General features: G+C 53.9%; 22 protein-coding genes. All 22 read left to right on the forward strand.

The genetic code is table 11. The annotated features are described in order from the left end of the window. Positions 1-139: 139 nt before the first annotated feature. The gene (gene pyrH, locus GT003_RS09370) at positions 140-871 is read left to right on the forward strand and encodes a UMP kinase (protein WP_161696803.1); all 732 of its coding nucleotides are present in this window, start codon (positions 140-142) and stop codon (positions 869-871) included. Then, positions 871-1,425, forward strand: a complete 555-nt coding sequence (gene frr / locus GT003_RS09375; RefSeq protein ID WP_161696805.1) for a ribosome recycling factor — start codon at positions 871-873, stop codon at positions 1,423-1,425. The genes pyrH and frr overlap by 1 nt, the downstream gene beginning before the upstream one ends. A gap of 70 nt (positions 1,426-1,495) precedes the next feature. Next, on the forward strand, positions 1,496-2,260 hold the full coding sequence (gene uppS, locus GT003_RS09380) for an undecaprenyl pyrophosphate synthase (RefSeq protein ID WP_161696807.1): 765 nt from the start codon (positions 1,496-1,498) through the stop codon (positions 2,258-2,260). A gap of 27 nt (positions 2,261-2,287) precedes the next feature. Continuing rightward, positions 2,288-3,082 (forward strand): phosphatidate cytidylyltransferase, encoded by a 795-nt coding sequence (locus tag GT003_RS09385; protein WP_161696809.1) that lies wholly within the window; start codon positions 2,288-2,290, stop codon positions 3,080-3,082. Positions 3,083-3,103: 21 nt separating this feature from the next. After that, positions 3,104-4,243, forward strand: a complete 1,140-nt coding sequence (locus GT003_RS09390; protein WP_161696811.1) for a 1-deoxy-D-xylulose-5-phosphate reductoisomerase — start codon at positions 3,104-3,106, stop codon at positions 4,241-4,243. 75 nt (positions 4,244-4,318) lie between these two features. Continuing rightward, entirely contained in the window at positions 4,319-5,596 is a 1,278-nt protein-coding gene (gene rseP, locus GT003_RS09395) for an RIP metalloprotease RseP (RefSeq protein ID WP_161696813.1), read from the forward strand. Positions 5,597-5,602: 6 nt separating this feature from the next. Beyond that, positions 5,603-7,051: a proline--tRNA ligase gene (proS, locus tag GT003_RS09400; protein WP_161696815.1), complete on the forward strand. Its 1,449-nt coding sequence runs from the start codon at positions 5,603-5,605 to the stop codon at positions 7,049-7,051. 18 nt (positions 7,052-7,069) lie between these two features. After that, positions 7,070-11,377 (forward strand): PolC-type DNA polymerase III, encoded by a 4,308-nt coding sequence (locus tag GT003_RS09405; protein WP_161696817.1) that lies wholly within the window; start codon positions 7,070-7,072, stop codon positions 11,375-11,377. Positions 11,378-12,041: 664 nt separating this feature from the next. Then, entirely contained in the window at positions 12,042-12,503 is a 462-nt protein-coding gene (rimP, locus tag GT003_RS09410) for a ribosome maturation factor RimP (protein ID WP_161696819.1), read from the forward strand. Positions 12,504-12,569: 66 nt separating this feature from the next. Next, positions 12,570-13,667 (forward strand): transcription termination factor NusA, encoded by a 1,098-nt coding sequence (gene nusA, locus GT003_RS09415; protein WP_161696821.1) that lies wholly within the window; start codon positions 12,570-12,572, stop codon positions 13,665-13,667. A gap of 31 nt (positions 13,668-13,698) precedes the next feature. Further along, positions 13,699-14,016 carry an RNase P modulator RnpM gene (gene rnpM, locus GT003_RS09420; RefSeq protein WP_161696823.1) on the forward strand — a complete coding sequence of 106 codons (318 nt, stop codon included), beginning with the start codon at positions 13,699-13,701 and terminating at the stop codon, positions 14,014-14,016. Next, positions 14,003-14,332, forward strand: coding sequence for a L7Ae/L30e/S12e/Gadd45 family ribosomal protein (locus GT003_RS09425; RefSeq protein WP_161696824.1), 330 nt, complete (start codon positions 14,003-14,005; stop codon positions 14,330-14,332). The genes rnpM and GT003_RS09425 overlap by 14 nt, the downstream gene beginning before the upstream one ends. Beyond that, positions 14,325-17,306: a translation initiation factor IF-2 gene (gene infB / locus GT003_RS09430; RefSeq protein ID WP_161696826.1), complete on the forward strand. Its 2,982-nt coding sequence runs from the start codon at positions 14,325-14,327 to the stop codon at positions 17,304-17,306. The genes GT003_RS09425 and infB overlap by 8 nt, the downstream gene beginning before the upstream one ends. Positions 17,307-17,313: 7 nt before the next feature. Further along, on the forward strand, positions 17,314-17,676 hold the full coding sequence (rbfA, locus tag GT003_RS09435) for a 30S ribosome-binding factor RbfA (RefSeq protein ID WP_161696828.1): 363 nt from the start codon (positions 17,314-17,316) through the stop codon (positions 17,674-17,676). Beyond that, positions 17,673-18,680: a DHH family phosphoesterase gene (locus GT003_RS09440; protein ID WP_161696830.1), complete on the forward strand. Its 1,008-nt coding sequence runs from the start codon at positions 17,673-17,675 to the stop codon at positions 18,678-18,680. The genes rbfA and GT003_RS09440 overlap by 4 nt, the downstream gene beginning before the upstream one ends. Beyond that, positions 18,677-19,600, forward strand: coding sequence for a tRNA pseudouridine(55) synthase TruB (gene truB / locus GT003_RS09445; protein WP_338045881.1), 924 nt, complete (start codon positions 18,677-18,679; stop codon positions 19,598-19,600). The genes GT003_RS09440 and truB overlap by 4 nt, the downstream gene beginning before the upstream one ends. A gap of 90 nt (positions 19,601-19,690) precedes the next feature. Continuing rightward, positions 19,691-20,647 (forward strand): bifunctional riboflavin kinase/FAD synthetase, encoded by a 957-nt coding sequence (locus GT003_RS09450; protein WP_161696832.1) that lies wholly within the window; start codon positions 19,691-19,693, stop codon positions 20,645-20,647. A gap of 163 nt (positions 20,648-20,810) precedes the next feature. Beyond that, the gene (rpsO, locus tag GT003_RS09455; protein ID WP_161696834.1) at positions 20,811-21,080 is read left to right on the forward strand and encodes a 30S ribosomal protein S15; all 270 of its coding nucleotides are present in this window, start codon (positions 20,811-20,813) and stop codon (positions 21,078-21,080) included. A 217-nt stretch (positions 21,081-21,297) separates the two neighbouring features. Next, the gene (pnp, locus tag GT003_RS09460; protein ID WP_161696836.1) at positions 21,298-23,403 is read left to right on the forward strand and encodes a polyribonucleotide nucleotidyltransferase; all 2,106 of its coding nucleotides are present in this window, start codon (positions 21,298-21,300) and stop codon (positions 23,401-23,403) included. Between the two features lie 120 nt (positions 23,404-23,523). Further along, positions 23,524-24,522 (forward strand): polysaccharide deacetylase family protein, encoded by a 999-nt coding sequence (locus tag GT003_RS09465; protein WP_161696838.1) that lies wholly within the window; start codon positions 23,524-23,526, stop codon positions 24,520-24,522. 54 nt (positions 24,523-24,576) lie between these two features. Then, on the forward strand, positions 24,577-25,842 hold the full coding sequence (locus tag GT003_RS09470; protein WP_161696840.1) for a M16 family metallopeptidase: 1,266 nt from the start codon (positions 24,577-24,579) through the stop codon (positions 25,840-25,842). A 4-nt stretch (positions 25,843-25,846) separates the two neighbouring features. Beyond that, positions 25,847-26,266, forward strand: a complete 420-nt coding sequence (dut, locus tag GT003_RS09475) for a dUTP diphosphatase (protein WP_161697301.1) — start codon at positions 25,847-25,849, stop codon at positions 26,264-26,266. Positions 26,267-26,538: the final 272 nt, after the last annotated feature.

Genomic DNA, 26,538 nt, shown 5'->3' on the forward strand with positions numbered 1-26,538 from the left:
CGAACGCATTAGCGAGGCGGGGCGTTCGCCCCGCCATTTTTTTCTACTAGGAAATAGAAATAAGACGATGTCTGAAGACAGGCAGCATGTTTTAAAGTATGCGGCCTTTAAACAAGGTCCAAGATGGAGGTAAACCACGTTGCAAAGTCCCGTGTACAAACGTATTGTGCTTAAAGTTAGCGGAGAATCGCTTTCCGGTAACAATGGATATGGAATAGATTCTGCCGTTATTTCTTCGATTGCCGAGCAAGTGAAAGAAGTTGTGGAATTAAACGTAGAGGTTGCGATCGTCGTTGGCGGCGGCAACATCTGGCGCGGAATCGCCGGCTCTGCCAAAGGAATCGACCGCGCAACAGCGGACTACATGGGAATGCTTGCCACGGTGATGAATTCCTTGGCGCTGCAAGATGCACTGGAGCAAATCGAAGTGCCGACGCGCGTGCAAACATCGATCGCGATGCAGCAAATCGCGGAACCTTACATTCGCCGCCGCGCGATTCGTCACTTGGAAAAAGGACGCGTCGTTATTTTCGCAGCGGGTACAGGGAACCCATTCTTCTCCACGGATACTACTGCCGCATTGCGTGCAGCTGAAATAGAAGCAGAAGTCATCTTGATGGCCAAGAACAAAGTGGACGGCGTCTACTCTGCCGACCCGTTCAAAGATGCGACTGCGGAGAAATTCGAAACGCTGACTTACCTCGAAGTATTGAACCGCAATCTTGGCGTAATGGATTCTACTGCGTCATCGCTGTGCATGGATAACAACATTCCGCTGGTTGTATTCTCCATTACGGAATCAGGGAATATTAAGCGCGTCGTGCTTGGGGAGAAAATCGGAACAATCGTGATGAAAGGAAGTGCCACCTAGTGCCACAATCCATTAAAAAGAATGCTGAAGAACGGATGGATAAGGCGATCGCAGCGCTGAAACGCGATTTGTCGACGCTTCGCGCCGGACGCGCGACGCCGGCCCTGCTGGATCGTCTGCAAGTCGAATATTATGGCTCCATGACACCGGTGAATCAATTGGCGAACATCAATACGCCGGATTCCCGCACGCTGCTCATCCAACCGTGGGATAAATCCTCGCTAGGTGCCATCGAGAAAGCGATTTTGAAATCGGATCTAGGCTTGACGCCTTCCAATGATGGCATTACGATCCGAATCGGCATCCCGATGCTGACGGAGGAACGCCGGTCCGACCTCGTCAAGATGACGAAGAAGTTCGGAGAAGAAGCGAAAGTAGCGATTCGTAACATCCGACGCGACGCGAACGACGATATCAAGAAGCTTGAGAAAACGGATATCTCGGAAGATGAATCCCGTCGTCACCAAGAAGACATTCAGAAGTCGACGGATAAGTTCGTCGCAGAAGTCGAGAAGGTGCTCTCCGCTAAAGAGAAAGACATCATGGAAGTATAATAGTGCTCACCGGCCCCTCCGAATGGTGGGGTTTGTTGCATAAATCGACGTAAGCGGCGGGAGGACGAGCATGTTACAGCGATTGAAAGCCTTATTTGGCAAAGCGTCCGCAAAACCGATGCCGATGCTTGAAACTGATAACATACCGCAGCATATCGCAATCATCATGGATGGCAACGGCAGGTGGGCTAAAAGCCGGGGATTGCCGCGAATGGCCGGGCATCATTCCGGGATGAAGGCAGTTAAGCGGATTACGATGGCAGCGGACAAGCTAGGCGTCAAGTACTTAACGCTCTATGCGTTTTCGACGGAGAATTGGAAGCGGCCGAAAGCGGAAGTGGAATTTCTCATGAAACTTCCGCAAGAATTCCTGACCATGGAGATTAAGGATTTGATGGAGAAGAACGTTCAAATCCGCATGATGGGCTACAAAGAAGATTTGCCGAGCCATACCTTGAGGGCAGTGGAGGAGGCGGTCGTGCGTACGTCCGGCAATGATGGACTCGTACTTACGTTTGCGCTGAATTACGGCAGCCGGAAAGAAATGATCGAAGCGGTCAAATGCATCGGGCAAGACGTGCGAAGCGGGAAGCTGGCTCCCGAGGAGATTGACGTATCGCATTTAGAGAGCCATTTGCTGTCAGCGGACTTGCCGGACCCGGATTTGCTCATTCGCACGAGCGGAGAGCTTCGCCTTAGCAATTTCATGCTTTGGCAGCTGGCCTATAGCGAAATGTGGTTCACGGACGTCTATTGGCCTGAATTTTCAGATGAGCACTTTTACGAGGCAGTCCGGGAGTACCAGCGAAGGGCTCGCCGTTATGGCGGACTGTAACGAGTTGAACTGGAGCGTGTCATTCGCGTGAAACAACGCATAATATCAGGTGTCCTTGCAGCAATCGCCTTTGTCGTGTTGACAGTGCTGGGCGGATGGTTTTTCTTTGCACTACTTCTTTTTTTGACGATAGTCGGCATGATGGAATTCGTTCGGATGAACGGAGTTTCGATGAAACATCCGCTGGCATGGATTGCCATGGCTGGGACGCTGTTGTTGTTTTTGCCATGGGCCGATTTTGGCTTGCATCAGCCGGCTGCCTTACATATGATTTGGGTTCTAATGTTTATTTTGCTCAGCGTAACGGTCCTCACGAAGAACGAAGTGACGATCGACGGCGCGGCGCTGATGCTCCTTGGCTCTCTTTATATCGGCTACGGATTCCATGCCATGTATGAAATCCGCATGGGCGACTCGCATGGGCTAATGACGACGATAATGGCTTTCTTCGCGATATGGGCATCCGATATCGGTGCTTACTTTATGGGGAAAGCGTTTGGAAAAAACAAGCTTTGGCCGGCTATCAGTCCGAATAAAACCATTGAAGGCTCACTGGGCGGCGTTGTGCTGGCGCTTGTCTTCGCGCTTGCGTTCGCCGTGATCTATCCCGATGTGATCAGCTACGAACGCGCGATTATGATCGGCTTGGTCGCTGCCGTGGCCGGTCAATTCGGGGACTTGATTCAATCCGCCTACAAGCGGGTGCGCGGGATCAAAGATTCGGGCTCGATCATGCCTGGACATGGCGGCGTGCTGGATCGCTGCGATAGCTGGCTGGTCGTGTTTCCGCTGCTCATCATGACGAATCTGCTGCCGCTGTAACGCAGTTTAGGAGGCCTATCATTGAAGAAAATTTCGATTCTCGGTTCGACTGGATCCATCGGTACGCAAACGCTGGATATCATTAGCCGCGAGCCTGACCGTTATTCGGTCGAAGGACTGGCTGCGGGGAGCAATGCGGATTTGCTCATTCAGCAAGCCAACCGGTTCAAACCGCGCACGGTTTGTTTGGCTTCCAAGGCGCTGGCGGAAGAAGTAAGGCCTCATTTGCCTGCCGGCACGAATTTGGTCTATGGCGATGAAGGTTTGATCGAGGTCGCTGCCGGTACGGATGCGGACACGGTCGTGACCGCTATCGTGGGAAGCAGAGGTTTGCCTGCGACGCTTGCCGCCATCGATGCCGGCAAATCCATTGCGCTGGCCAATAAGGAAACGCTCGTCACGGCAGGCCATATCGTGATGAAGCGAGCGGCCGACCGCGGAGTCTCGATTCTGCCGGTGGACAGCGAGCATTCCGCCATATTCCAATGCTTGAACGGGGAGCGGAGCATCGACGTCAAACAGATTACGCTCACGGCTTCCGGCGGTTCGTTCCGAGATCGCACGCGCGAACAATTGACCGGCGTAACCGTAGCCGAAGCGCTTAATCATCCGAACTGGTCCATGGGCGCGAAGGTGACGATCGATTCGGCTACCATGGCGAACAAAGGCTTGGAGGTCATCGAAGCCCATTGGCTGTTTGACCTGCCATATGATCGAATCAACGTGCTTATCCATCCGGAGAGCATCATCCATTCTTACGTCGAATTCGTGGACCACAGTATCATCGCGCAGCTCGGCATACCGGATATGCGGGTACCGATTCAATACGCGCTCACGTATCCTGAACGTCGGGTGACGCCTACGGATTCCTTGAACTTCGCGAAGCTCTCCGCCTTGCACTTCAGGGAGATGGACTTCGAACGTTACCCTTGTCTTCGATTTGCATACGAGTGCGGCATAGCGGGCAAATCCGCGCCGACCGTGTTCAATGCCGCCAATGAAACGGCAGTCGCTCGGTTCCTAGCCGGCGAAATCACGTTCCTGGAGATCGAATCCGTCCTTTCTGCAGTTCTAGATCGGCATGACATCGTTGAGGTTCCCGACACGTCGGCTATCGCCGATGTGGATGCTTGGGCGCGCAGGACGGCTGCGGGCATCTAAACTGGGTTCTCTTGTATCGAACGGGAGAATAATGATAATCTAAGTACAGGCCGTTACGAACAGGAGGCTCGAGAGATGCATATGATTCAAGTCGTCTTTATGACGGTAATGGTCTTCTTCGTCATCGTGACCATACATGAGTGGGGTCACTTTTATTTTGCGAAGCGCGCCGGGATTTTGGTAAGAGAGTTTGCGATCGGGTTCGGCCCGAAACTGTTTTCCATCAAGCGCGGGGAGACGCGCTATACGCTGCGGCTTGTGCCGGCAGGCGGATTCGTTCGCATGGCCGGCGAGGATCCGGAATTAGTCGAGATCCAGTCAGGGCAGACGATAGCCGTTCGCGTGAAGGAAAACAAGGTGACCCGTATTTATTTGGATCGTCTTGACGATCGGAGCAACGTTGTCAGGGGCGAAGTCGAAACGATCGATATCGAGAATAAGCTGAAGCTGACCTTGAATGCAGACGGACTAGTGGAGTCCTTCGCTATTCATCCGCAGGCGCTTATGATTTCGAAAGGCAAAGAGACGCAGATCGCGCCGCTTGACCGCCAATTCGGCAGCAAAACCGTCGGGCAGCGTGCACTGGCGATCGTTGCCGGTCCGGTCATGAACTTCATTCTTGCCTTCGTGCTGTTTGCCGCTTATTTCCAAATGGCGGGCGTGCCGATGAAGAACCCGGACCGACTGCTGATCGGCGACGTCGTCGATGGCATGCCAGCCTCGAAAGCCGATATTAAAGTCGGCGACGTGATCGACTCCGTGAATGGCGTCAAGATCGGAACCGACTCGGAGAAAATGATTGCGTTGATCAGCAAATCCGTCAACGTGCCGTTAACGTTTACCATCGTTCGCGACGGTAAAGTGATCACGTCCAAAATCACGCCGAAGCCGGACGATGCCGGCGTTGGAAAGCTTGGCATTTCGGCCGCGTATCCGTCTGAGTCCGTGAATTTTGGCCAGACGCTGACGTATGCGGCGAAAGCCATGAAGAACATGACGATTACGATCTTCGAGGGCTTCAAAAACTTGATTATCGGTAATTTCAAGCTGGACGACTTAGGAGGACCCGTACGCACGGCACAAGTGACGAGCCAAATCGCCGAGCAAGGGTTTACCCAGTTGACATCTTGGGTTGCCATACTAAGTTTGTATTTGGGGATATTTAACCTGCTGCCGGTTCCGGCGCTCGACGGAAGCCGATTGCTGTTCCTCGGTCTGGAAGCGGTACGCGGCAGACCGGTAGATCCGAACCGCGAAAGCATGGTGCATTTTATAGGCTTCGCAATGCTAATGCTGCTGATGCTGGCCGTTACGTATAATGATATATTGCGCTTGGTAAGAGGGGAGCACTAGTCGGACATGTCGAAGGATAAACAATTTGTAACCGAAATAACGCCGCAAAGCGAAGATTTTTCCCGCTGGTACATCGATGTCATCAAGAAAGCGGAGCTGATGGATTACTCGCCAGTCCGCGGCTGCATCGTGTTTCGTCCGGAGGGCTTTGAAATCTGGGAGCATATGCGTGACGAGTTGGATCGCCGCTTCAAGGAAACGGGACACCGCAATGCCTATTTCCCGATGTTCATCCCCGAGAGCTTCTTCATGAAAGAGAAGGAGCACGTGGAAGGCTTCAACCCGGAGCTGCCATGGGTAACGGAAGCGGGCGGCGAGAAGCTGGAAGAGCGTCTTGCCATCCGCCCGACCTCGGAGACGATTATCGGCCATATGTATTCGAAATGGATTCAGTCCTACCGCGACCTGCCGGTGTTGATCAATCAGTGGGCGAACGTCGTTCGCTGGGAGAAGCGGACGCTGCCGTTCCTGCGCACGACGGAATTCCTTTGGCAGGAAGGCCACACGGCTCATGAATTAGAGTCCGAGGCAAGAGAAGAAACAAGCCGCATGCTCGATATTTACCGCGATTTCTGCGAGAATTTCCTGGCGATTCCGGTGATCATGGGACAGAAGACGCCGTCCGAACGGTTTGCGGGCGCGGTGGATACGTACTCCATCGAAGCGATGATGAAGGACGGACGTGCCGTTCAGGCGGGAACTTCCCATTACCTGGGCAGCAAATTCGCCGTCGCGTTCGATATTAAATACCTGGACCGTGAGAATACGCAGCAATTCGTACATACGACGTCGTGGGGCGTATCGACTCGTTTGATGGGTGCATTGATCATGGTGCATGGCGATGACCGCGGCTTGGTGCTGCCTCCGAAGGTTGCTCCGACGCAAGTCGTAATGATTCCGATCGGCCCGCCGAAGACGCGCGAGCAGGTGGTTGGACGCGTGGACGAGCTGTTCGCGGAATTGAAGAAAGCAGGCATTCGCGTCAAGGTCGACGACCGTACCGACGTGAGCCCAGGCTGGAAATTCAACGAGTACGAGATGCGCGGCGTGCCCGTTCGTCTTGAGCTTGGACCGCGTGACATGGAGAACGGACAAGTCGTCCTCGTATCGCGCATTACGGGCGAGAAGCGCATTGTCCAGCAAAGCAGCCTGAAGGAAGAAATTGAACGTATGCTCGCGGACATCCATCATGATATGCTGGAGCGTGCAAAGCAATTCCGCGCCGAGCATTCGTATTCGGTCGAAACGCTCGACGAGATGAAAGCCTTGTTCGAAGAGCAGCGCGGATTCGCTTTGGCTGGCTGGTGCGGTTCCGATGCCTGCGAGCGTCAGGTGAAGGAAGAAACCGGAGCGACGAGCCGGAACATTCCATTCGAGCCTGCAGAGCATAAATCGACTTGCTTGGTATGCGGGGAGAAGGCAGCGCATTCCGTCGTGTTCGCTCGGGCGTATTGATTTTTGGGGGAGGGCAACATGAACCAAACCGGGGATAAACGGCAGCGGTTCGAACTGCTGATGAAGCAGGCGGATCTGCCGCAGCAACTGACGGATGAGCATTTTGGCGATGGCTATATAGACAAAGTGATCGTGAGCCGGAGTAACCGGGAATGGACGTTTTGCATCAGCAAAACGTCCTTGGTTCCTTTACCGGCTTTTGGTGTTTTTTGCAGGGCTATACAAGGAAAATTCGCGCATATTGCGACGATATCGTTTCAGTTTCAATATGGCGAAGACGTCTCCAGAGAAGAGCTGATTAGTGAATATTGGCCGGCTTTCGTCGAATGGCTGCAGCACAGCAATGCCTCCATCAATGGCTGGATAAGCAAAGCCAAGATGGAGACGGACGGAGAAACCATTACGCTCCATATGATGGACGAGATGGGACTTCAGATGGCCAAGAAGAAGCAGATCGACGAGATGGCCGTGAGCTTCTTCAAGGACCAATTCGCGGTGTCCTGCCGCGTGAAGCTGAAGGTAGCGGAATCAAGGACGGAAATCTACGAAGCGTTCGAACAGAAGCGTGCGCAAGAAGAGCGAGACGTTATCGAACAAATGATGACCGCCTCCATTCCGGAAGCTCAGCTGGCCGAAGAAGGCGACGTTCGACTCGTCGTCGGCTACGATATTCGCGAAGAAGCGGTACCGATCATGAATATTCTTGAAGAAGAAAAGAAGATTACGGTGCAAGGCGCGGTGTTCGGCCTGGAAGAGAAGGAGCTGCGCAACGGCAGCACGCTCTTCACGTTCAACGTCACGGACTTCACCGACTCCATAGCGATGAAAATGTTCGCCAAAACGAAGGACGACGTCAAGGTCCTCAAGCAGCTGGCCAACGGCAAATGGGTCAAAGCGCGCGGACGCGTGGAATACGATCGTTTCATGATGGAGCCGGAGCTTGTGATGATGCCGTCCGACCTGCATGAAGTCATGGCACCGCGAGAATCGAAGGATGACGCGGAGGAGAAACGCGTCGAGTTCCACCTGCATACGACGATGAGCACGATGGATGCCGTCACATCGGTCGATGTCTACATTAAACAAGCTGCCAAGTGGGGCCATAAAGCGATAGCGATCACGGACCATGGCAACGTGCAATGTTATCCAGAAGCTGCGAAGGCGGCGAAGAAGAACGGCATCCAGGTGCTGTACGGCCTGGAAGCGAATGTCGTCAACGACTCGGTACCGATGGTATTGAATTCCCGCGAAGAGCCGATGGCTTCCGCCGTCTATGTCGTCTTCGATATCGAGACGACCGGACTATCGGTCGTGAATAACAAGATCATCGAGCTGGCGGGCGTCAAGCTGCAGGATGGCAAGGAAATCGGACGATTCTCGACGTTCATTAACCCGCACGAGAATATTCCGTACAACATCCAGCAGTTGACGAACATTACGAACGAGATGGTCGTGGATGCGCCGGAGCTGGAACCGAAGCTGCGCGAATTCATCGAATTTATCGAGGATGCCGTGCTTGTGGCGCATAACGCGCGGTTCGACATGGGCTTCATTCAAGCCTCATGCAAGCAGTTCGGCATGCCCGAGGTCAAGAACCCCGTACTCGATACGCTGGAGCTGGCGCGGTTCCTGTATCCGACGATGAAGAACCATCGGCTCGGAACGTTGGCGGACAAATTCAAAGTCAGCCTCGAGAACGCTCACCGGGCGATCGACGACTCGATAGCGCTCGGCGGCGTATTGTATGGCCTCATCGGCGAAGCCGCAAACCGCAATATTACGGGTCTCCACATGTTGAATGATTACGTCGGTCTCGATTTATCCAATATGCGGCCGTTTCACTGCTGCATCTATGCGCTGAACGCAGTCGGCAAGAAGAACTTATTCAAATTAATTTCCATCTCTCATACCCAGCATTTCAAGCGCGTGGCCACGATTCCGAAGAGCAAGCTGACGGAGCTGCGGGAAGGTCTACTGATCATCTCCGGCTGCGAGAAAGGCGAGTTCTTCGAAGCGGTCATGAACAAGTCGATGGAAGAAGCCGAAGAAACCGCGCGTTACTACGACGTGCTGGAAATTCAGCCCGTCACGTTCTACATGCATTTGGTGGAGAAAGGTTTCGTTGCCAGTCGTGCCGAGATCGAACAGGCGCTGCGGCGCGTCTGCGAGATCGGCGATAAGTTGGGCAAACCGGTCATCGCGACGGGCAACGTGCATTATTTGCTGGAGCGGGACAAGATGTTCCGGGATATTACGATCCACGGCATTACGGGCTTCAGTCCGCTGAAGGACATTACGAAGCCGGACGCGCATTTTCGAACGACCAAGGAGATGCTCGCCGAGTTCAGTTTCCTAGGGGAAGCGCGCGCGCACGAAGTAGTAGTGAAGAACACGAACGAGCTGGCGGACCGCTTCGAGAAATTCGATTTGTTTCCGACGAAGCTGTTCGTTCCGATCATGGAAGGCGCCGACGAAGAAATGCGCAATACCTGCTACGAAACCGCGAAGCGCCTGTACGGAGAACCGATTCCGGACGTCGTGGTACAGCGGCTGGAGAAGGAACTGATTCCGATTACGAAAGCCGGATTCTCCGCGAACTATCTGATCTCCGAGCGGCTCGTGAAGAAGTCCAACAAGGACGGCTATCTCGTCGGGTCCCGTGGATCCGTAGGCTCTTCCGTCGTGGCGACGTTCCTCGGCATCTCGGAGGTTAATCCGCTTCCGGCGCATTACACATGCTTGAACGAATCGTGCAAGTACAGCGAATGGTTCCTTGACGGCAGTTATCCGAGCGGATTCGATTTGCCGGACAAGGTTTGCCCGAACTGCGGGAATGCGCTTAAGGGCGAAGGGCAGGATATTCCGTTCGAGACGTTCCTGGGCTTCAAGGGCGATAAAGTTCCCGATATCGACTTGAACTTCTCCGGCGAATATCAAGCGACGGCGCATAACTTCACGAAAGAAATGTTCGGCGAGAAAGCCGTGTACCGCGCGGGCACGATCGGCACGGTCGCGGAGAAGACGGCTTACGGATTCGCGAAGAAGTACGAGGAAGACAAAGGCAAAAAATGGCGCGGAGCGGAGCTGTCCCGCTTGGCCGGAGGCTGTACGGGCGTGAAACGGAGCACCGGCCAGCATCCCGGCGGTATCGTCGTCGTACCGGATTACATCGACGTGGAAGACGTAACGCCTGTGCAGTATCCGGCGGATGACCAAAATGCCGAATGGCAAACGACGCATTTCGATTATCACGCGTTCGAGGAAAACCTGCTTAAGCTCGATATTCTCGGCCATGACGATCCGACGATGATGCGAATGCTGCAGGATTTGACCGGCGTCGATCCGACGACCATTCCGATGAACGATCCGAAGGTTATGAGCATGTTCAGCTCGACGGATGCGCTCGGCGTCATGCCGGAGAAGATACGCTCCAGCGTCGCCACGTACGGCGTGCCGGAGATGGGGACCAAATTCGTCCGTCAGATGCTGGAAGAGACGAAACCGTCGACGTTTGCGGATTTACTGCAGATATCGGGCTTGTCTCACGGAACGGGCGTTTGGCTGGGCAATGCGCAGGAATTGATCAAGAATCGGACGTGCACCATCAAGACGGTCATCGGCTGTCGTGACGATATCATGCTTTTCTTAATTTATAAAGCCGGCATGGATGCGGGGCTCGCGTTTAAAATTACGGAAAGCGTGCGTAAAGGACGCGGACTTACCCCGGAATGGATCGACGAGATGAAGAAATGCAAAGTGCCTCAATGGTACATTGATTCTTGTCTCAAAATCGAGTACATGTTCCCGAAAGCCCATGCCGCGGCCTATGTTATATCCGCCGTGCGGACGGCTTACTTTAAGCTCTATTATCCGATTCATTATTATGCGACGTATTTCTCGATCCGCGCGGAGGATTTCGACCTGGAGCTGTTGTGCCAAGGCTATGAAGCGATCTTGCGCAAGCTCATTGAGATCGAGCAAAAGGGTTTCACCGCGACGCCGAAAGAAAAGAACAGCGTATCGCTGCTAGAGATGGCGCTTGAGATGACGGCGCGGGGCTTCTCGTTCAAGCCCGTCGATCTCTATCGTTCCGAAGCGACGCGCTTCATCGTAGAAGACAAGTCGCTGATCCCGCCGTTCGGCGCGATCAGCGGCATCGGCGAGAATGCGGCGCGCAATATCGCGGCAGCCAGGGACTTCGGCGAATTCCTGTCGATCGAAGACTTCCAGCAGAAATCGAAGGCGACCAAGACAATCGTCGAGGTTTTGACAGGAATGGGCTGTTTCCGGGGATTGCCGGAATCGAATCAATTGTCCTTATTCTAAGATTGCTGTGATTTGGTTTAAGTTTGGTCAGGTCAAGTTTGCCGCAGGCAAACAAGCGACGCAGGAGCGATAGATTTGAGATATCGGTTTTGCTTATGGTACTGACGTTGGTCTGGGTTCGATGTTGGTTTAGGTTTGGTGTTCGAGCGGTTTGCCGCAGGCGAACAAGCGACGCAGGAGCGACGAAGCCCTTGGCGGTTCGCGGTTTTCCGCAGCGGTTGCCGGGTGATCTCGGCAACCGCTTCCCCTCTCTCCCATCGACGGTAAGCGAGGGGAAGGAGGGAGCGCAGGGCGGGTGTGCAGCCGGAGAGTTTACGTGCCGCCTTTGAACGCGCGATGCAACCTTGCCGGTTCTTATCCGGCATCGCGCGTTCAACAGCGGCCGCAGGCGCATCCCCCGCCCGCAGCGACCGACCGCCCCGAGCGCACCCTCCGGCGCCATATCCTTGTCACCACTTCATGGTTATGGTATAATCTTTCTGGTAATGCTGATGATACGACTTTTTCGCAGAAGAGTGGGGAAACCCACTCTTTACGTTTTGTCTGCACCTTTTTACGTTTACGGATGGCGACGGATTTATCGTACAGAGTCGATTTCAGCTGAAAATTTACTGACAGCGCGCCTTCAATAGAGAGATCGCCTGCAGTGGGAGGTACATCGTTTTTGAGCACACCTAAAATCAAAACCGCCGTAGAGGAAATGGTCAAGCCGTTTCTCGACGAAAATGGATTTGAACTCGTGGACGTAGAGTATGTCAAAGAAGGAAGCAACTGGTTTCTTCGGGTTTACGTCGACAAAGAAGGCAACATCGACATCGACGAATGCGGCCGGATCAGCGAATATTTGAGCGAGAAGCTTGACGAGAACGATCCGGTATCCGACGCATATTTCCTGGAAGTATCATCACCGGGGGCGGAACGTCCGCTGAAGAAGCCCGAGGATGTCACCAAAGCGGTGGGCAAGCACGTTTTCGTGACGACGTACGAGCCGATCGGCGGCTTGAAGGAATTCGAAGGCACGCTTCTGTCGTTCGAAGGCGAAGAGATCACCATCGGGATCGGCAAGAAGAAGCATGTCATTCCGTACGCCAAAATTGCAAGCGCCCGTTTAGCCATTCTCTTCTAAGAAACGCAGGAGAGCCGGCTTCATTATAACGTTAGGGAAACAGTCGAAAGGGGGAACTCATTTCCAATGAGCACGGAATTTATCGAAGCTTTAAATGAAATCGAGAAAGAAAAAGGGATCAGCAAAGACATTTTGCTGGAAGCGATTGAGGCTGCCCTGATTTCAAGCTACAAACGAAACTTCAATACGGCGCAAAACGTCCGCGTGGATATTAACCGGTTCACGGGCGTAATCAAAGTCTATGCGCGCAAAACCGTCGTCGAAGAAGTGCTGGACCCGCGCCTTGAAATTTCGGTGGAGGCATCCCGCGAAATCAATCCGCATTACCATCTGGAAGACATAGCGGAAATCGAAGTAACGCCGCGCGACTTCGGCCGGATTGCGGCGCAAACGGCGAAGCAGGTCGTGACGCAGCGCATTCGCGAAGCGGAGCGCGGTCTGATCTACAATGCGTTCATCGATAAGGAAGAGGATATCGTGAACGGCATCGTGCAGCGGCAGGATGTTCGCAACCTGTTCATCGATCTTGGCAAGGTAGAGGCTGTATTGCCGTTAACCGAGCTCATGCCGACGGATAAATTCAAGCATGGCGACCGCGTCAAATCGTTCATCACGAAAGTGGAGAACACGACGAAAGGTCCGCAAATTTTCTTGTCCCGCACGCATCCGGGCTTGCTGAAACGGCTGTTCGAGCTCGAAGTGCCCGAGATCTACGACGGCGTCGTCGAGATTCGCTCCGTTGCGCGCGAAGCGGGTTTCCGCTCCAAGATCGCCGTCCACTCCCGCAATCCGGAAGTGGATCCGGTTGGATCCTGCGTAGGCCAGAAGGGCATGCGCGTCCAAACGATCGTGACCGAGTTGAAGGGCGAGAAGATCGATATCGTTCGCTGGTCCGAGAGCGTGGAAGAGTACGTAGCGAATGCGCTGAGTCCATCCAAAGTCATCGAGGTCATCGTATACGAGCAAGAGAAAATGGCGCGCGTCATCGTTCCGGATTATCAACTTTCGCTCGCGATCGGCATCAAAGGACAGAATGCGCGCTTGGCCGCCAAGCTGACGGGCTGGAAAATCGATATTAAGAGCGAAACGCAGGCGGAGCAGGAGTACGGCCGCCCGAAATCTGCAATGAGCACCATGCATCAGGATTCCGTCTCCATCGACTAAGAGCGGGGAAGCGTTCAGGGAGGGATGAATGGTGAGACCGAGAAAAATTCCGCTGCGCAAATGCGTGGCTTGTCAGGAAATGAAGCCCAAGAAGGAATTGATCCGTGTCGTCCGCACGCCGGACGAGGCCGTCCTTATCGACTTAACGGGCAAGAAAGCCGGCCGGGGCGCTTATCTTTGCGGCAAAGTGGAATGCTTTAGGCTGGCAAAGAAGAGCAGAGCGTTGGACCGGGCACTGAAACAAACAGTGGGTACGGAAATATACGATCAGCTCGCGCAGGACTTCATTGCAGTCGAGGACGAGTGGGGCGCAGGCAAGGATGAGATGGATGACGATGAAGAAGCATAAAGCGCTCTCCATGCTCGGGATGTCCATGCGCGCGGGCAAACTGGTGACCGGGGACGAAACCGTGCTGAAAGCCGTCAGGCAAGGAAAGGCGAAACTCGTCATAGTTGCGGCGGATGCATCAGATAATACGAAGAAGAAGTTTCGTGACAAGTGCGCGACGTATAACGTGAATTGCTTGGAGGTATTTGACCGGATTGCGCTGGGAGAGGCGATCGGCAAATCGGAACGCGTCATCCTGGCCTTAACGGATGCGGGCTTCGCCAAGAGCATCGTTCATAGCTTAACTGAACCTTCGGAGGTGGAGTATATTGACTAAACAACAAGACAAAGACAACAAAGACAAATTGCGAGTCTACGAATATGCAAAGTCGCTCAGCATGAGCAGCAAAGAAATCATTACCATTCTCAAACGGCTCAATTTGCCTGTTAATAATCATATGAGCGTCATGGAGAATGAAATGGTTTCGAAAGTGGAAGGCTTCTTCCGTGATATTAAAGCGAATGCGGCAGCCAAACGCGCGCAGGAGAACGCGACAGTTTCGGCAGCACAATCGTCTGGCCGTCCTCAGCAGGGACAACAGGAGCGTAAGCCACAACCAACGCTCAATGCGTCCGTGCAGCAAGGACAAGGCAACAAAAATCCGATAGAAAAACAGGGGAATACGACCATAACACATACAAACGCACCTACAAATACGTCTACAACGACCGCGGCATCATCCGCCAACTCAACGACCAGTCAAGCGCCAGCCTCGAGCTCGGCTTCCAGCACGCCAGCATCAAGTGCATCTTCGCAAGGAACGGAAAACAGAACGAATCAGCCTTCGCAAGGTCAAGGCAGCCAAAACGGCCGTCCGCAAGGCCAAGGCAGCGGTTATCAAGGCAACCGTCCGCAAGGCCAAGGCAGCGGTTATCAAGGCAGCCGTCCGCAGGGCCAAGGCGGCGGCTATCAAGGCAATCGTCCGCAAGGTCAAGGCGGCAGCGGCCAAGGCAGCCGTCCGCAAGGCCAAGGCACGGGATATCAAGGCAACCGCCCGCAAGGCCAAGGCACCGGCTATCAAGGCAGCCGTCCGCAAGGTCAAGGCGGCAGCGGTCAAGGCGGTTATCAAGGCAACCGTCCGGCAGGCGGAACCGGCAGCAGCCAAGGCGGTCAAAGCAGCCGTCCGCAAGGCCAAGGCGGCGGCTATCAAGGCAATCGTCCGGCAGGCGGAGGCCAAGGCGGTTATCAAGGCAACCGTCCGGCAGGCGGAGGCACTGGCGGAGGCCAAGGCGGTTTCCGTTCGTCCGCGCCAGCGCAGGGCGGCCAATCGTCCAACCGCGGGGGCAGCAGCCCGGCTCCGGCACGTACGTTCGATAACAATCGTCCGGCATCCGACGATCGGAGAAGAAACAATCCGAAAGCATCGAACAATACGTATGGCGGCAACAAGCGTTTCGAAGACAACAACCGTTCCGGCAACTTCAGAAATAACAACCGCGGCGGCAAAAACAACCGCAAAGGCGGACAACAACAAGAGCGCCGCGAGAAAGTCGACAATACGCCGAAGAAAATCATCGTTCGCGGTACGGTAACCGTCGGTGATTTGGCTAAGCTGCTGCATAAGGATGCTTCGGAAGTCATCAAGAAGCTCATTATGCTCGGCGTAATGGCGACGATCAACCAAGAGGTGGATTTGGATACGGTTCAACTGATCGCTTCCGAATACGGCGTCGAGGTTGAAGTGAAGATCCCGGTCGAAGAAGATCAATTCGAGACCTTCGAAGAGAAGGACGAAGAAGAACTTCTGGAAGCACGTCCGCCGGTTGTTACGATCATGGGTCACGTCGACCATGGTAAAACGACCCTGCTTGATTCCATTCGCCAAACGAGCGTCACGAGCGGCGAAGCAGGCGGCATTACGCAGCATATCGGTGCGTATCAAGTCGAGATCAACCACAAGAAAATCACGTTCCTCGATACGCCGGGCCACGAAGCGTTCACGCTCATGCGTGCCCGCGGCGCGCAAGTAACGGATATCACGATCATCGTCGTGGCTGCGGATGACGGCGTCATGCCGCAAACGGTTGAAGCCATCAACCATGCAAAAGCGGCTAACGTACCGATCATCGTAGCTGTCAATAAGATCGATAAGCCGGGTTCCGATCCGGACAAAATCAAGCAAAGCTTGACGGAATACGGCCTGGTTCCGGAAGAGTGGGGCGGTGACACGATCTTCGTCAACGTATCCGCTAAGCAGCGCATCGGCTTGGAAGAACTGCTCGAAATGATTCTGCTCGTTGCCGAAATGAACGACTACAAAGCGAACCCGAACAAACGGGCCCGCGGTACCGTCATCGAAGCCGAGCTTGATAAAGGCAAAGGGCCGGTTGCGCGTATCCTCGTTCAACACGGCACGCTGAAGATCGGCGACGCCTTCGTTGCCGGCAATTGCTTCGGCCGCGTCCGCGCCATGGTGAACGACAAGGGCCGCCGCTTAAAAGAAGCAGGTCCGAGCACGCCGATCGAAATCACCGGCTTGACGGAAGTTCCGCAAGCAGGCGATCCGTTCCTGGTGTTCGAAGACGAACGCAAAGCCCGCGCCATTGCGGATCGTCGCGCCATTAAGCATCGTCAAACCGAACTTGGTGCGAATTCGCGCGTAACGCTCGAGGATTTGTACAATCATATTAAAGACGGCGAGATCAAGGATCTTAATGTCATCATCAAAGCCGACGTTCAAGGCTCTTCCGAAGCGCTCAAGGGCTCCCTCGCGAAGATCGATATCGAAGGCGTTCGCGTCAAAATCATTCACAGCGGAGCAGGCGCGATCACGGAATCGGATATCAACCTCGCTGCAGCTTCCAGCGCGATCGTCATCGGCTTTAACGTACGTCCTGAACCGCAGGCGCTCGCGACGGCGGAGCAGGAGAAAGTCGATATCCGTCTCCACAGCATCATTTACAACGTCATCGATGAGATCGAACATGCGATGAAAGGGATGCTGGATCCGGTATTCAAGGAAGTGATCATCGGCCAAGCCGAAGTCCGGAACCTGTTCAAAGTGACCAAAGTTGGCGTAATCGCCGGCTGTATGGTTACTTCCGGCAAGATCACGCGCAACGCGAAAGCCCGTTTGATCCGCAGCAGCGTCGTCGTGTTCGAAGGCGAGATCGAGTCGCTCAAACGGTTCAAGGACGATGCCAAAGAAGTGGCCCAAGGCTACGAATGCGGCATTACGCTCGATAAGTTTAACGACCTCAAAGAAGGCGACGTAATCGAAGCCTTCATCATGGAGTCCGTGGAGAGGTGATTGACCGATGGCCAAAGTCCGCGTAGGACGTGTAGGTGAACAGATCAAGAAAGAGCTCAGCACGATTATTCAAACGGAGCTGAAGGATCCGCGCATCGGTTTCATTACGGTGACAGGTGTTGAAATCACGAACGACCTGTCCCAGGCGCGGGTGTACCTTAGCGTGCTTGGCAGCGATGAGCAGAAGGAAGAAACGCTCAAAGCGCTGGGTCGCGGCACTGGCTTTATCCGTTCGGAGCTGGGCAAGCGCATTCGATTCCGCCATACGCCGGAGCTGATCTTCAAATTCGACAGTAGTATCGAATACGGCAGCCGGATCGAATCGCTGCTTAACGATATCAATGCCGGCGGCGGCAGAGGCGTCAAATGATTGCGGCAAACGAAGCCTTTTCTGCCTCCTATCGGAAGCAGTTGCAGGCAGCGCTGGACTTCATGCGAGACGGCAGTAAGTTTCTTGTTGTCTCGCATGTCCAACCGGACGGAGACGCCATCAGTTCGACGCTTGTCGTCGGCTGGTTCCTTCGTCAGCTGGGCAAAGAGGCCGTACTGATCAATGAAGGCGCGGTCCCTGTCCGTCTCAACTATCTGGAAGGCTCGGATCGCGTTATCCATTACGGCAAGCAGCCTCCTGAAGAGAAGTTTGATCGTATTATTGCGGTAGATTGTGCGGATTTTCGCCGGATCGGTCTCGTACAGGGCAGCTTCGCCGACCAAGCGCAGCTGCTTAATATTGACCACCATCCGACGAACGATGCTTTCGGGACTCATAACATCATCCGGCCGGATGCTGCGGCAACGGTCGAAATTTTATATGATTTGATTGCATTCGCCGGCATTCCGTTCGATTACGAATCGGCGACGGCGATATATACCGGCTTGCTGACGGACACAGGCGGATTCCGGTATTCCAATACCAGTCCGTATGTGATGCAAATCGCATCGCGCATGCTGGAAGAGAACGTAAATGGGCCTTGGATTGCAAATCACCTGCTCGAGCGCATGACGAAACCGCAGCTGCTTCTGCTGCAGCGCGGGCTGAATCGGTTGACCTTCTCGGATGATAATCAGATTGCTTGGCTGTACGTGTCTTTTGCTGATATGGCGGAGACGGGAGCTGTCGGGGACGATCTGGAAGGGCTTGTCAACTATGCGCTCAACGTCGACGGCGTGGAAGTCGGAATCTTGTTCAAAGAAACCGAGAATGGCGATGTGAAAGTCAGTATGCGGTCCTCGGGCAAAGCAGATGTTTCGGCGATCGCGCAATCGTTCGGCGGCGGCGGACATGTGCGTGCCGCAGGCTGTCGGCTGCAGCAAGGCATCCAAGAATGTTCCGTATCCGTCATTCAAGCCGTAAGAGAGGCGCTGGATCAATGATGGATGGCATTTTGGCAGTTTGGAAGCCCGCAGGCTGGACTTCTCATGATGTGGTAGCAAAAGTCAGAGGTATCTTGAAGGTGAAGCGGATCGGACATACAGGTACGCTCGATCCTCAAGTGACAGGCGTTCTTCCGCTCTGTATTGGAAGGGCGACGAGGGTAGTGGAGTACGTGCAGGAGCGTCCCAAGTCGTATGAAGCCGTCATGCAGTTCGGCCTTGCGACGGATACCGAGGATTTGACGGGCACGATTACGGAAGAGCTGCCTTCGGTCCTGCTAGACGAGGCGCAAATTCGCGAGGTGTTGGCGTCCTTCATCGGTGAAATCGATCAGGTGCCACCGATGTTCTCGGCGGTACGCGTCGACGGCAAACGGTTGTACGAGCTGGCTAGGGAAGGGCAAGTGATTGAACGGCAGGCCCGTAAAGTAACGATCTACGGGCTTGAACTTCTCGAAGTTCAACTGAATCAGCCTCATCCCGTCATTCGTTTCTCCGTCGTCTGTTCGAAAGGGACGTATATCCGCACGTTATGCGTCGATATCGGCCAAGCTCTGCATGTACCAGCCGTCATGGTGAAGCTTACAAGAACCATGTCGGGCGGATTCACGCAGGAGGATTGCCTGACCCTGGAGCAAATTGCGGAGCTGAAAGCTTCCGGTGCGATAGCGGACAAGCTGACGGCTGCAAGCGAAGCGTTGGATCATTTTCCGCGGATCACGATTAGCGCGGCGGACGTTCAGCGAGCATTTCAAGGAAAACGGGTTTCGCTTGCTAATATAGTGGCGCAAGATCCGTTTGCGAACCATTCCTTGCTTCGTGTATATGGCGAAGACGGAATGTTCGCTGGTGTATTCCAACCGGATGAAGATTCCGGCACTTTGAAAGCCGTTAAGGTGTTTACGCCAACGGCAGACTAGGCTGGTCGTACCAGGTGCGAGATGATCTCTCGCATTTGGGTTACCGCTCGCCTATGCATCCAAGCAAGATGATAAAGCAGGTGTGGCTGCGTGGAAATCATATCTTTACAGTACCCGATCGCAGATTCGGAAGCCGTCCTTCGGGCAAAGCCCAAGACGCTGGCCATAGGACATTTCGACGGCGTTCATCGCGGTCATCAGAATGTCATTTCGCAAGCGATTGCGTCTGCGCGCGCTTCCGGTCTTCAAGGGGCTGTGATGACGTTTCATCCCCATCCCAAAGAAGTGCTCGGACGAAACGGACAATACCAGTCCAGTCTGACTCCGCTTACCGACAAGGTAGAGTGCTTCCGCAAGCTGGGGGTGGAGGTCGTTTATATCGTTCAATTTGATTTGGACTTCGCCGGAGTGACGCCGGCCGAGTTTGTCGACCGCGTTCTGCGGCCGCTGCAGGTGAAACGGGCCATTGTCGGCTTCGATTTTACATTCGGCGCCAGAGGGGCAGGCAAACCGGAAACGTTAGGAGCGCTTGGCGAACCGGATATCGGGGTGGAAATTGTGGAACCATTCATGCAAGACGGCGATAAAGTGAGCAGCACGCGTATCCGCGAAGCCCTTCTCGGGGGACGTCCCGAGGAAGCCGCGGAACTGCTGGGTGAACCTTATGAGGTTCGCGGAGTTGTGGTACAAGGAGAAGGCAGGGGGCGGAAGCTCGGCTACCCTACGGCGAACATTCAACAGGAAGCGGGGTTCTTCATTCCGCGGCAAGGCGTATACGCGATCATGGCAAAGGTTGAAGGCCAGCGTATTCCGGGCGTGTTGAACATCGGCGTGAAGCCGACGTTTCACGACCATTTGCCCGAGCCGGTCATGGAAGCGCATCTGTTTGATTTCAACGGCGATTTGTACGGCAAGACGGTATCCATTCAATTTATTGCATTTTTGCGGATGGAGAAGAAATTCGGTTCTATCGAAGAGCTAGTTGCCCAGATTCATTCCGACGGGGATGAGGCGCGCGCCTTGCTCACGACTTACAATAAGAAATAGCAACCGCATTTACTTCTTGCGTCCAGATATGTTATACTCTTAGACGTTGCGTAGTCATCGCCTAGATCCAGCACGCGCAACGCGAACCTTAGCTTGGCCTGTCCGTCATTCACCGGGCGGTGGCGAGGCTAACGGCGATTAAGATACAAGGAGGTGAACACGGATGGCACTTACGCAAGAACGCAAACATCAATTGATCGATGAGCACAAAACCCACGCGAACGATACGGGATCCCCGGAAGTTCAAATCGCTATCCTGACGCAAAACATCGTCAATTTGACAGATCATCTTCGGACGCACAAGAAAGATCACCACTCGCGCCGCGGTCTGCTCAAAATGGTCGGTCAACGCCGTAAATTGTTGGCTTACCTGAAAAACAAAGACGTACGACGTTACAGCGCATTGATCGAAAAACTCGGCCTTCGCCGATAATAGATGCGGGGATAAAAGCAACCTGGTTGTTACGCCGCCCGGGAATCACGGGCATGGCTGCGCCGGGTTGCTTTTTATAAATCCGCATCGATTGGATACATAATTGCAGTAAAAGCTCCAGGAGACTCGGGTTTTTTCTGTCCAACATATGAGAAATAGAATGCTGACGATGGGGCATTTTTTCTAGATTGCCGCCATTGCAATGAGGAGGAATTATATGCTGCAACGCGTAGAAACAACATTGGGCGGCCGTCCGTTCATTATGGAAATCGGGCGTTTGGCGAAACAAGCCAACGCGGCGGTAACGGTCAAATACGGCGAAACCGTCGTGCTTTGTACCGTCGTTTCGTCCACGGAACCGAAAAATCTCGATTTCTTCCCGCTTACGGTCAATTACGAAGAGCGTTTGTATGCCGTAGGCAAAATTCCAGGCGGCTTCATCAAACGCGAAGGACGTCCGAGCGAGAAGGCCATTTTGGCCAGCCGCCTGACCGACCGTCCGATTCGTCCGCTTTTCCCTGAAGGATTCCGTAATGAAGTGCAAATCGCCAATATCGTCATGAGCGTCGATCAGGATTGCACGCCCGAAATCGCGGCCATGATCGGCACGTCGGCTGCGCTGACGCTGTCGGACATTCCGTTTAACGGACCGATCGGCGGCGTTATCGTCGGCCGCATCGATGGTCAATTCATCATTAACCCAACCGTTGAGCAAGAAACGAAGAGTGACATTCATCTGGTTGTTGCCGGTACGAAAGATGCCATCATGATGGTAGAAGCGGAAGCCGACGAAGTATCGGAAGAAGTGATCTTGGAAGCCATCATGTTCGGGCATGACGAGATCCGCCGAATCGTTGCTTCGATCGAAGAGCTTCAAGGACTTGCCGGCAAACCGAAAATCGAAGTCAAGTTGCACGCCGTTAACGAAGCCGTTAATGCAGCGGTTCGCGCTTTTGCGCAGCCGCGATTGGTTGAAGCGGTCCGCGTGATGGAGAAACATGCGCGCCAAGAAGCAATCGATGCCGTGAACAGCGACGCCGTTGCTCACTTCGAGATCGAATATGCAGAGAATCCTGAACTGCTCGGCGATGTCAAAGAAGTGCTGTACGATATTGTCAAAGAAGAAGTTCGCCGCCTGATTACGCACGATAAAGTTCGTCCTGATGGACGAGCACTCGGCGAAATCCGTCCGATCGAGTGCGATGTCGCTCTTCTGCCGCGTACGCACGGCTCCGGTTTGTTCACGCGCGGTCAGACGCAGGCGCTCAGCATCTGTACGCTTGGCGCGCTTGGCGACGTGCAAATTCTCGACGGTATCGATTTGACGGAAACGAAGCGCTTCATGCATCATTATAACTTCCCGCCGTTCAGCGTAGGCGAAGCTAGACCGCTGCGTCCTCCGGGCCGCCGCGAAATCGGCCATGGCGCACTTGGCGAGCGGGCGCTTTCGAAAGTCATTCCGAGCGAAGCGGAATTCCCGTATACGATTCGTCTGGTATCCGAAGTATTGGAATCCAACGGTTCAACGAGCCAAGCTAGTATTTGCGCGAGCACGCTGGCGATGATGGATGCGGGCGTACCGATCAAAGCACCGGTTGCTGGGATCGCAATGGGCTTGATCAAGGACGGCGATCACTTCTCCATCCTTTCGGATATTCAAGGCATGGAAGATCACCTTGGCGATATGGACTTTAAGGTTGCGGGAACGGCAGCAGGCGTGACAGCGATCCAAATGGACATCAAGATCGACGGTATCGACCGTGCGATTCTGTCGCAATCGCTGGAGCAGGCACGTGAAGGCCGTTTGCATATCCTCGGCAAAATGAACGAAGTCATGCAAACGCCTCGTACAAGCTTGTCGAAGTATGCGCCGAAAATCGTCATCATGAAAATCAACCCGGATAAAATCCGCGACGTTATCGGCTCCGGCGGTAAAATCATCAACAAGATCATCGATGAGACCGGCGTGAAAATCGATATCGAGCAGGATGGTACGGTCTTCATCGCGTCTTCGAACGCGGAAGCGAACGAACGCGCAAAACAAATCATCGAAGGCATCGTTCGCGAAGTCATCGTCGGCGAAGTTTACCTGGGTACCGTTAAGCGCATCGAGAAATTCGGCTGCTTCGTTGAGATTCTGCCGAACAAAGACGGACTCGTCCACATATCGCAAGTCTCCACGGAGCGTGTTGCGAAGGTCGAAGACGTGCTCAAAATCGGCGATCAAATTACGGTTAAAGTTACGGAAATCGATGGGCAAGGCCGGATTAACTTGTCTCGCAAAGCGGTACTGGCTCCAGAAGTACCTGCGCAGCAATCTTAATCGCATACGGTCAAACAAGGAGGCAGGGGATCCTGTCTCTTTTTTTATTGGCCGTATTTTTTCTTCTTCTCATATTGTGGGCCGAGCCATAATAAGATGAAGGAGAAGGAGGGGCTTGCCATGAGGTTGAAGAAAGGAATCGTCATGCTGCTCGTCATGAGCGCGCTGCTGATCGCGATTAAGCTTAACGGTCCGCTGTCGGCATATGTGTTCGCGATGAAGCAAGGGGATGCGGCCGTTCTGGCGATATCAAGGCTGGAGCCCTCCGCACAAGGGAAAGCGTCGCTGCTTGAGATGATACAAGCCGAAGCCGCAAAGAAACGAGTTGCCCCCGTAGATGCACGCGTCGACAGGGTATGGAAGGCCATCCCCGGCTACAACGGACTTGAAGTGGATGTCGATCGTACCTATCGGCTCATGCTGCATGCCCCGGTAAACGAGCCGATCCGCTGGATGTATCGGGAAGTGGCGCCGAAGGTCGGCTTGGACGATCTCGGCCGCGTACCGATATATAAGGGTAACCCGAACAAACCGATGGTGGCATTGATGATCAATGTCGCTTGGGGAAATGAGTACATTCCGTTCATGCTGCAAACGCTGAAGAAGGAGAATGTGAAGGCGACGTTCTTCTTTGACGGTTCCTGGCTGAAGAAAAACACGACGCTCGCCAAAGAGATTCAAGCCGAAGGCCACGAATTATCGAACCATGCTTACACGCATCCGAATATGAGTCAACTCGATCGCAATGCGGCATTCAATCAAATTGCCAAGACGGAAGCGCTGCTGAAGTCCACGCTGCATGTCACGAATCATTGGTTTGCGCCTCCTTCAGGCGATTTTAACCAAATGACGGTCGACGTTGCGGCCGAGCAGGGGTTGAAGACCGTCCTCTGGACGCTCGATACGGTCGATTGGAAACATCCGCCGGCGTATTCCATCATTCAGAAGGTGCGCACGCGCGTGGAGCCGGGTTCGCTGATTCTCATGCATCCGACGGATTCGTCCAGTTCGGCGCTTAAGGGAATAATCGCGGCAATCAAAGGAAAAGGACTCTTGCTCGGCACCGTCAGCGAGACGCTTTCATCCGACAGAGCCTCCTTAGTTGAGGCGCAACCATAATTTTGTTATAGTGAAGTCATTAATTTCATGCTGTTGCTTTAGGAGGAGTCAGGATTGAATAACTATACGCTAAGTAACGGCCTGAGGGTGGTTGTGGAATACATTCCGACCTGTCGTTCCGTGTCTTTCGGAATATGGGTAAAGACCGGTTCGCGCAACGAAACTCCAGAGAACAACGGCATCTCGCATTTTATCGAGCACATGCTGTTCAAGGGGACAGAGCGTCACAGCGCGAAGGATATTGCCGATTTGTTCGACGGTATCGGCGGCAACGTAAATGCGTTTACGGCGAAAGAGTACACGTGTTATTTTGCCAAGGTGCTGGATCAGCATCTGCCGATTGCGGTGGATGCACTCGCGGATATGTTTTTTAATTCGAAGATGGATCCGACGGAGCTGGGAAAAGAAAAAAACGTGATTTTGGAAGAAATCTCGATGTATGAAGACACGCCGGACGATAAAGTGCATGATGAAGCGTCCAGAGCTGCTTATGGCGATCATCCGCTGGCCTACTCCATTCTCGGCTTGGAAGAACGGCTTAACGCGATGGACGGCGATACGCTCCGGAGATATATGAATGGTCATTACCGGATCGACAATACGGTGATTGCTGTTGCAGGCAATGTGGAGGAAGCGCCGCTGCTCGAGCTGCTGGAGAAGCATTTCGGCGCATTCAAGACGACCGGTTCCGAGCCGGCGCTTGCGTCTCCTGCCTTCAACGGGAATTATTTGTTTCATAAGAAGAAGACCGAACAGAATCACATCTGCATTTCCTTCCCGGGCTGTTCCATTGCGGATCCCTTGCAGTATGCGATGATTCTGCTGAACAATGCGATCGGCGGCGGAATGAGCTCGCGGCTGTTTCAAGAGATTCGGGAGAAGCGGGGACTTGCTTATTCCGTCTATTCGTATCACACCTCGTATGCGGACAGCGGCTTGTTTACGGTCTATGCGGGAACAGCGCCGAAGCAGACGAAAGAGGTGCTGGACCTGACGCTTGAGCAATTACACGATCTTGCCGTGCAAGGCTTGACGGACGTTGAGCTGAGCCGCGGAAAAGAGCAGCTGAAAGGCAGCTTGATCCTCAGCTTGGAGAGCACGAGCAGCCGAATGAACCGATTGGGCAAGAACGAGCTGATGCTTGGCCGTCACTATACGCTGGATCAAATGCTGGAGCGGATCGATGCGGTTCAAATGGCCGACATCCGCGAAGTGACCAAACGCATGTTGGCCGTCCCGTTCGCGGTTGCGATGGTTGGCAGCAACGACAAAGCGGCAGCGGCCATCGGGAGGGACTCGCTTGTTTCAAGTAGCATTTAAGCGCATGCCCGGCAACGAGGACATTCAGCTTCCGCGCAAAATGTCGGAGCTGGCTGCCGGCTTCGATCTTCATGCGGCCGTAACCGAACCCGAGACGCTTCAACCCGGCGAGCGCAAGCTGATCCCGACGGGCTTCGCGATGGCAATGCCCGCTGAGCTCGAAGCGCAGATTCGCCCGCGAAGCGGATTGGCATTCAAACATGGCGTTACATGTTTGAACTCGCCGGGAACGATCGATGCCGATTATCGCGGCGAGGTCAAAGTCCTGCTGATTAATCATGGTCAGCAGCCGTTCGTTATTGAACGCGGCGAGCGCATCGCGCAAATGCTCTTCCAAATCGTTCCGGATGTCGAGATTGCGGAGACGGAGGAATTGCCCGAGACGGTGCGCGGAGCCGGCGGCTTCGGACATACGGGCGTATAATTGAGGAATGGAAACAGACCGATTACCATTGTACCAAGTAAATAGATCTAGCAGCACCGGGGCTTATGCTCCGGTGCTTTTTCATTTTGCTCAAAAGGGCGATTTCATTTTCACCACGACCTGGGCGGATGCATAAGATGGTCTATAACCAAGAGCGCACACTGTTCAATCGGGCGGCCCATACAAGGCTGACGGTTTCAGTTTGTACTGCCGACCGAACCGCCGGACTGCACCGGCGTGAATCGGTCTGCTGTTAAAAAGGAGTGATACCC

It is taken from the genome of Paenibacillus sacheonensis (assembly GCF_009909195.1).
Classification (GTDB): domain Bacteria; phylum Bacillota; class Bacilli; order Paenibacillales; family Paenibacillaceae; genus Paenibacillus_Z; species Paenibacillus_Z sacheonensis.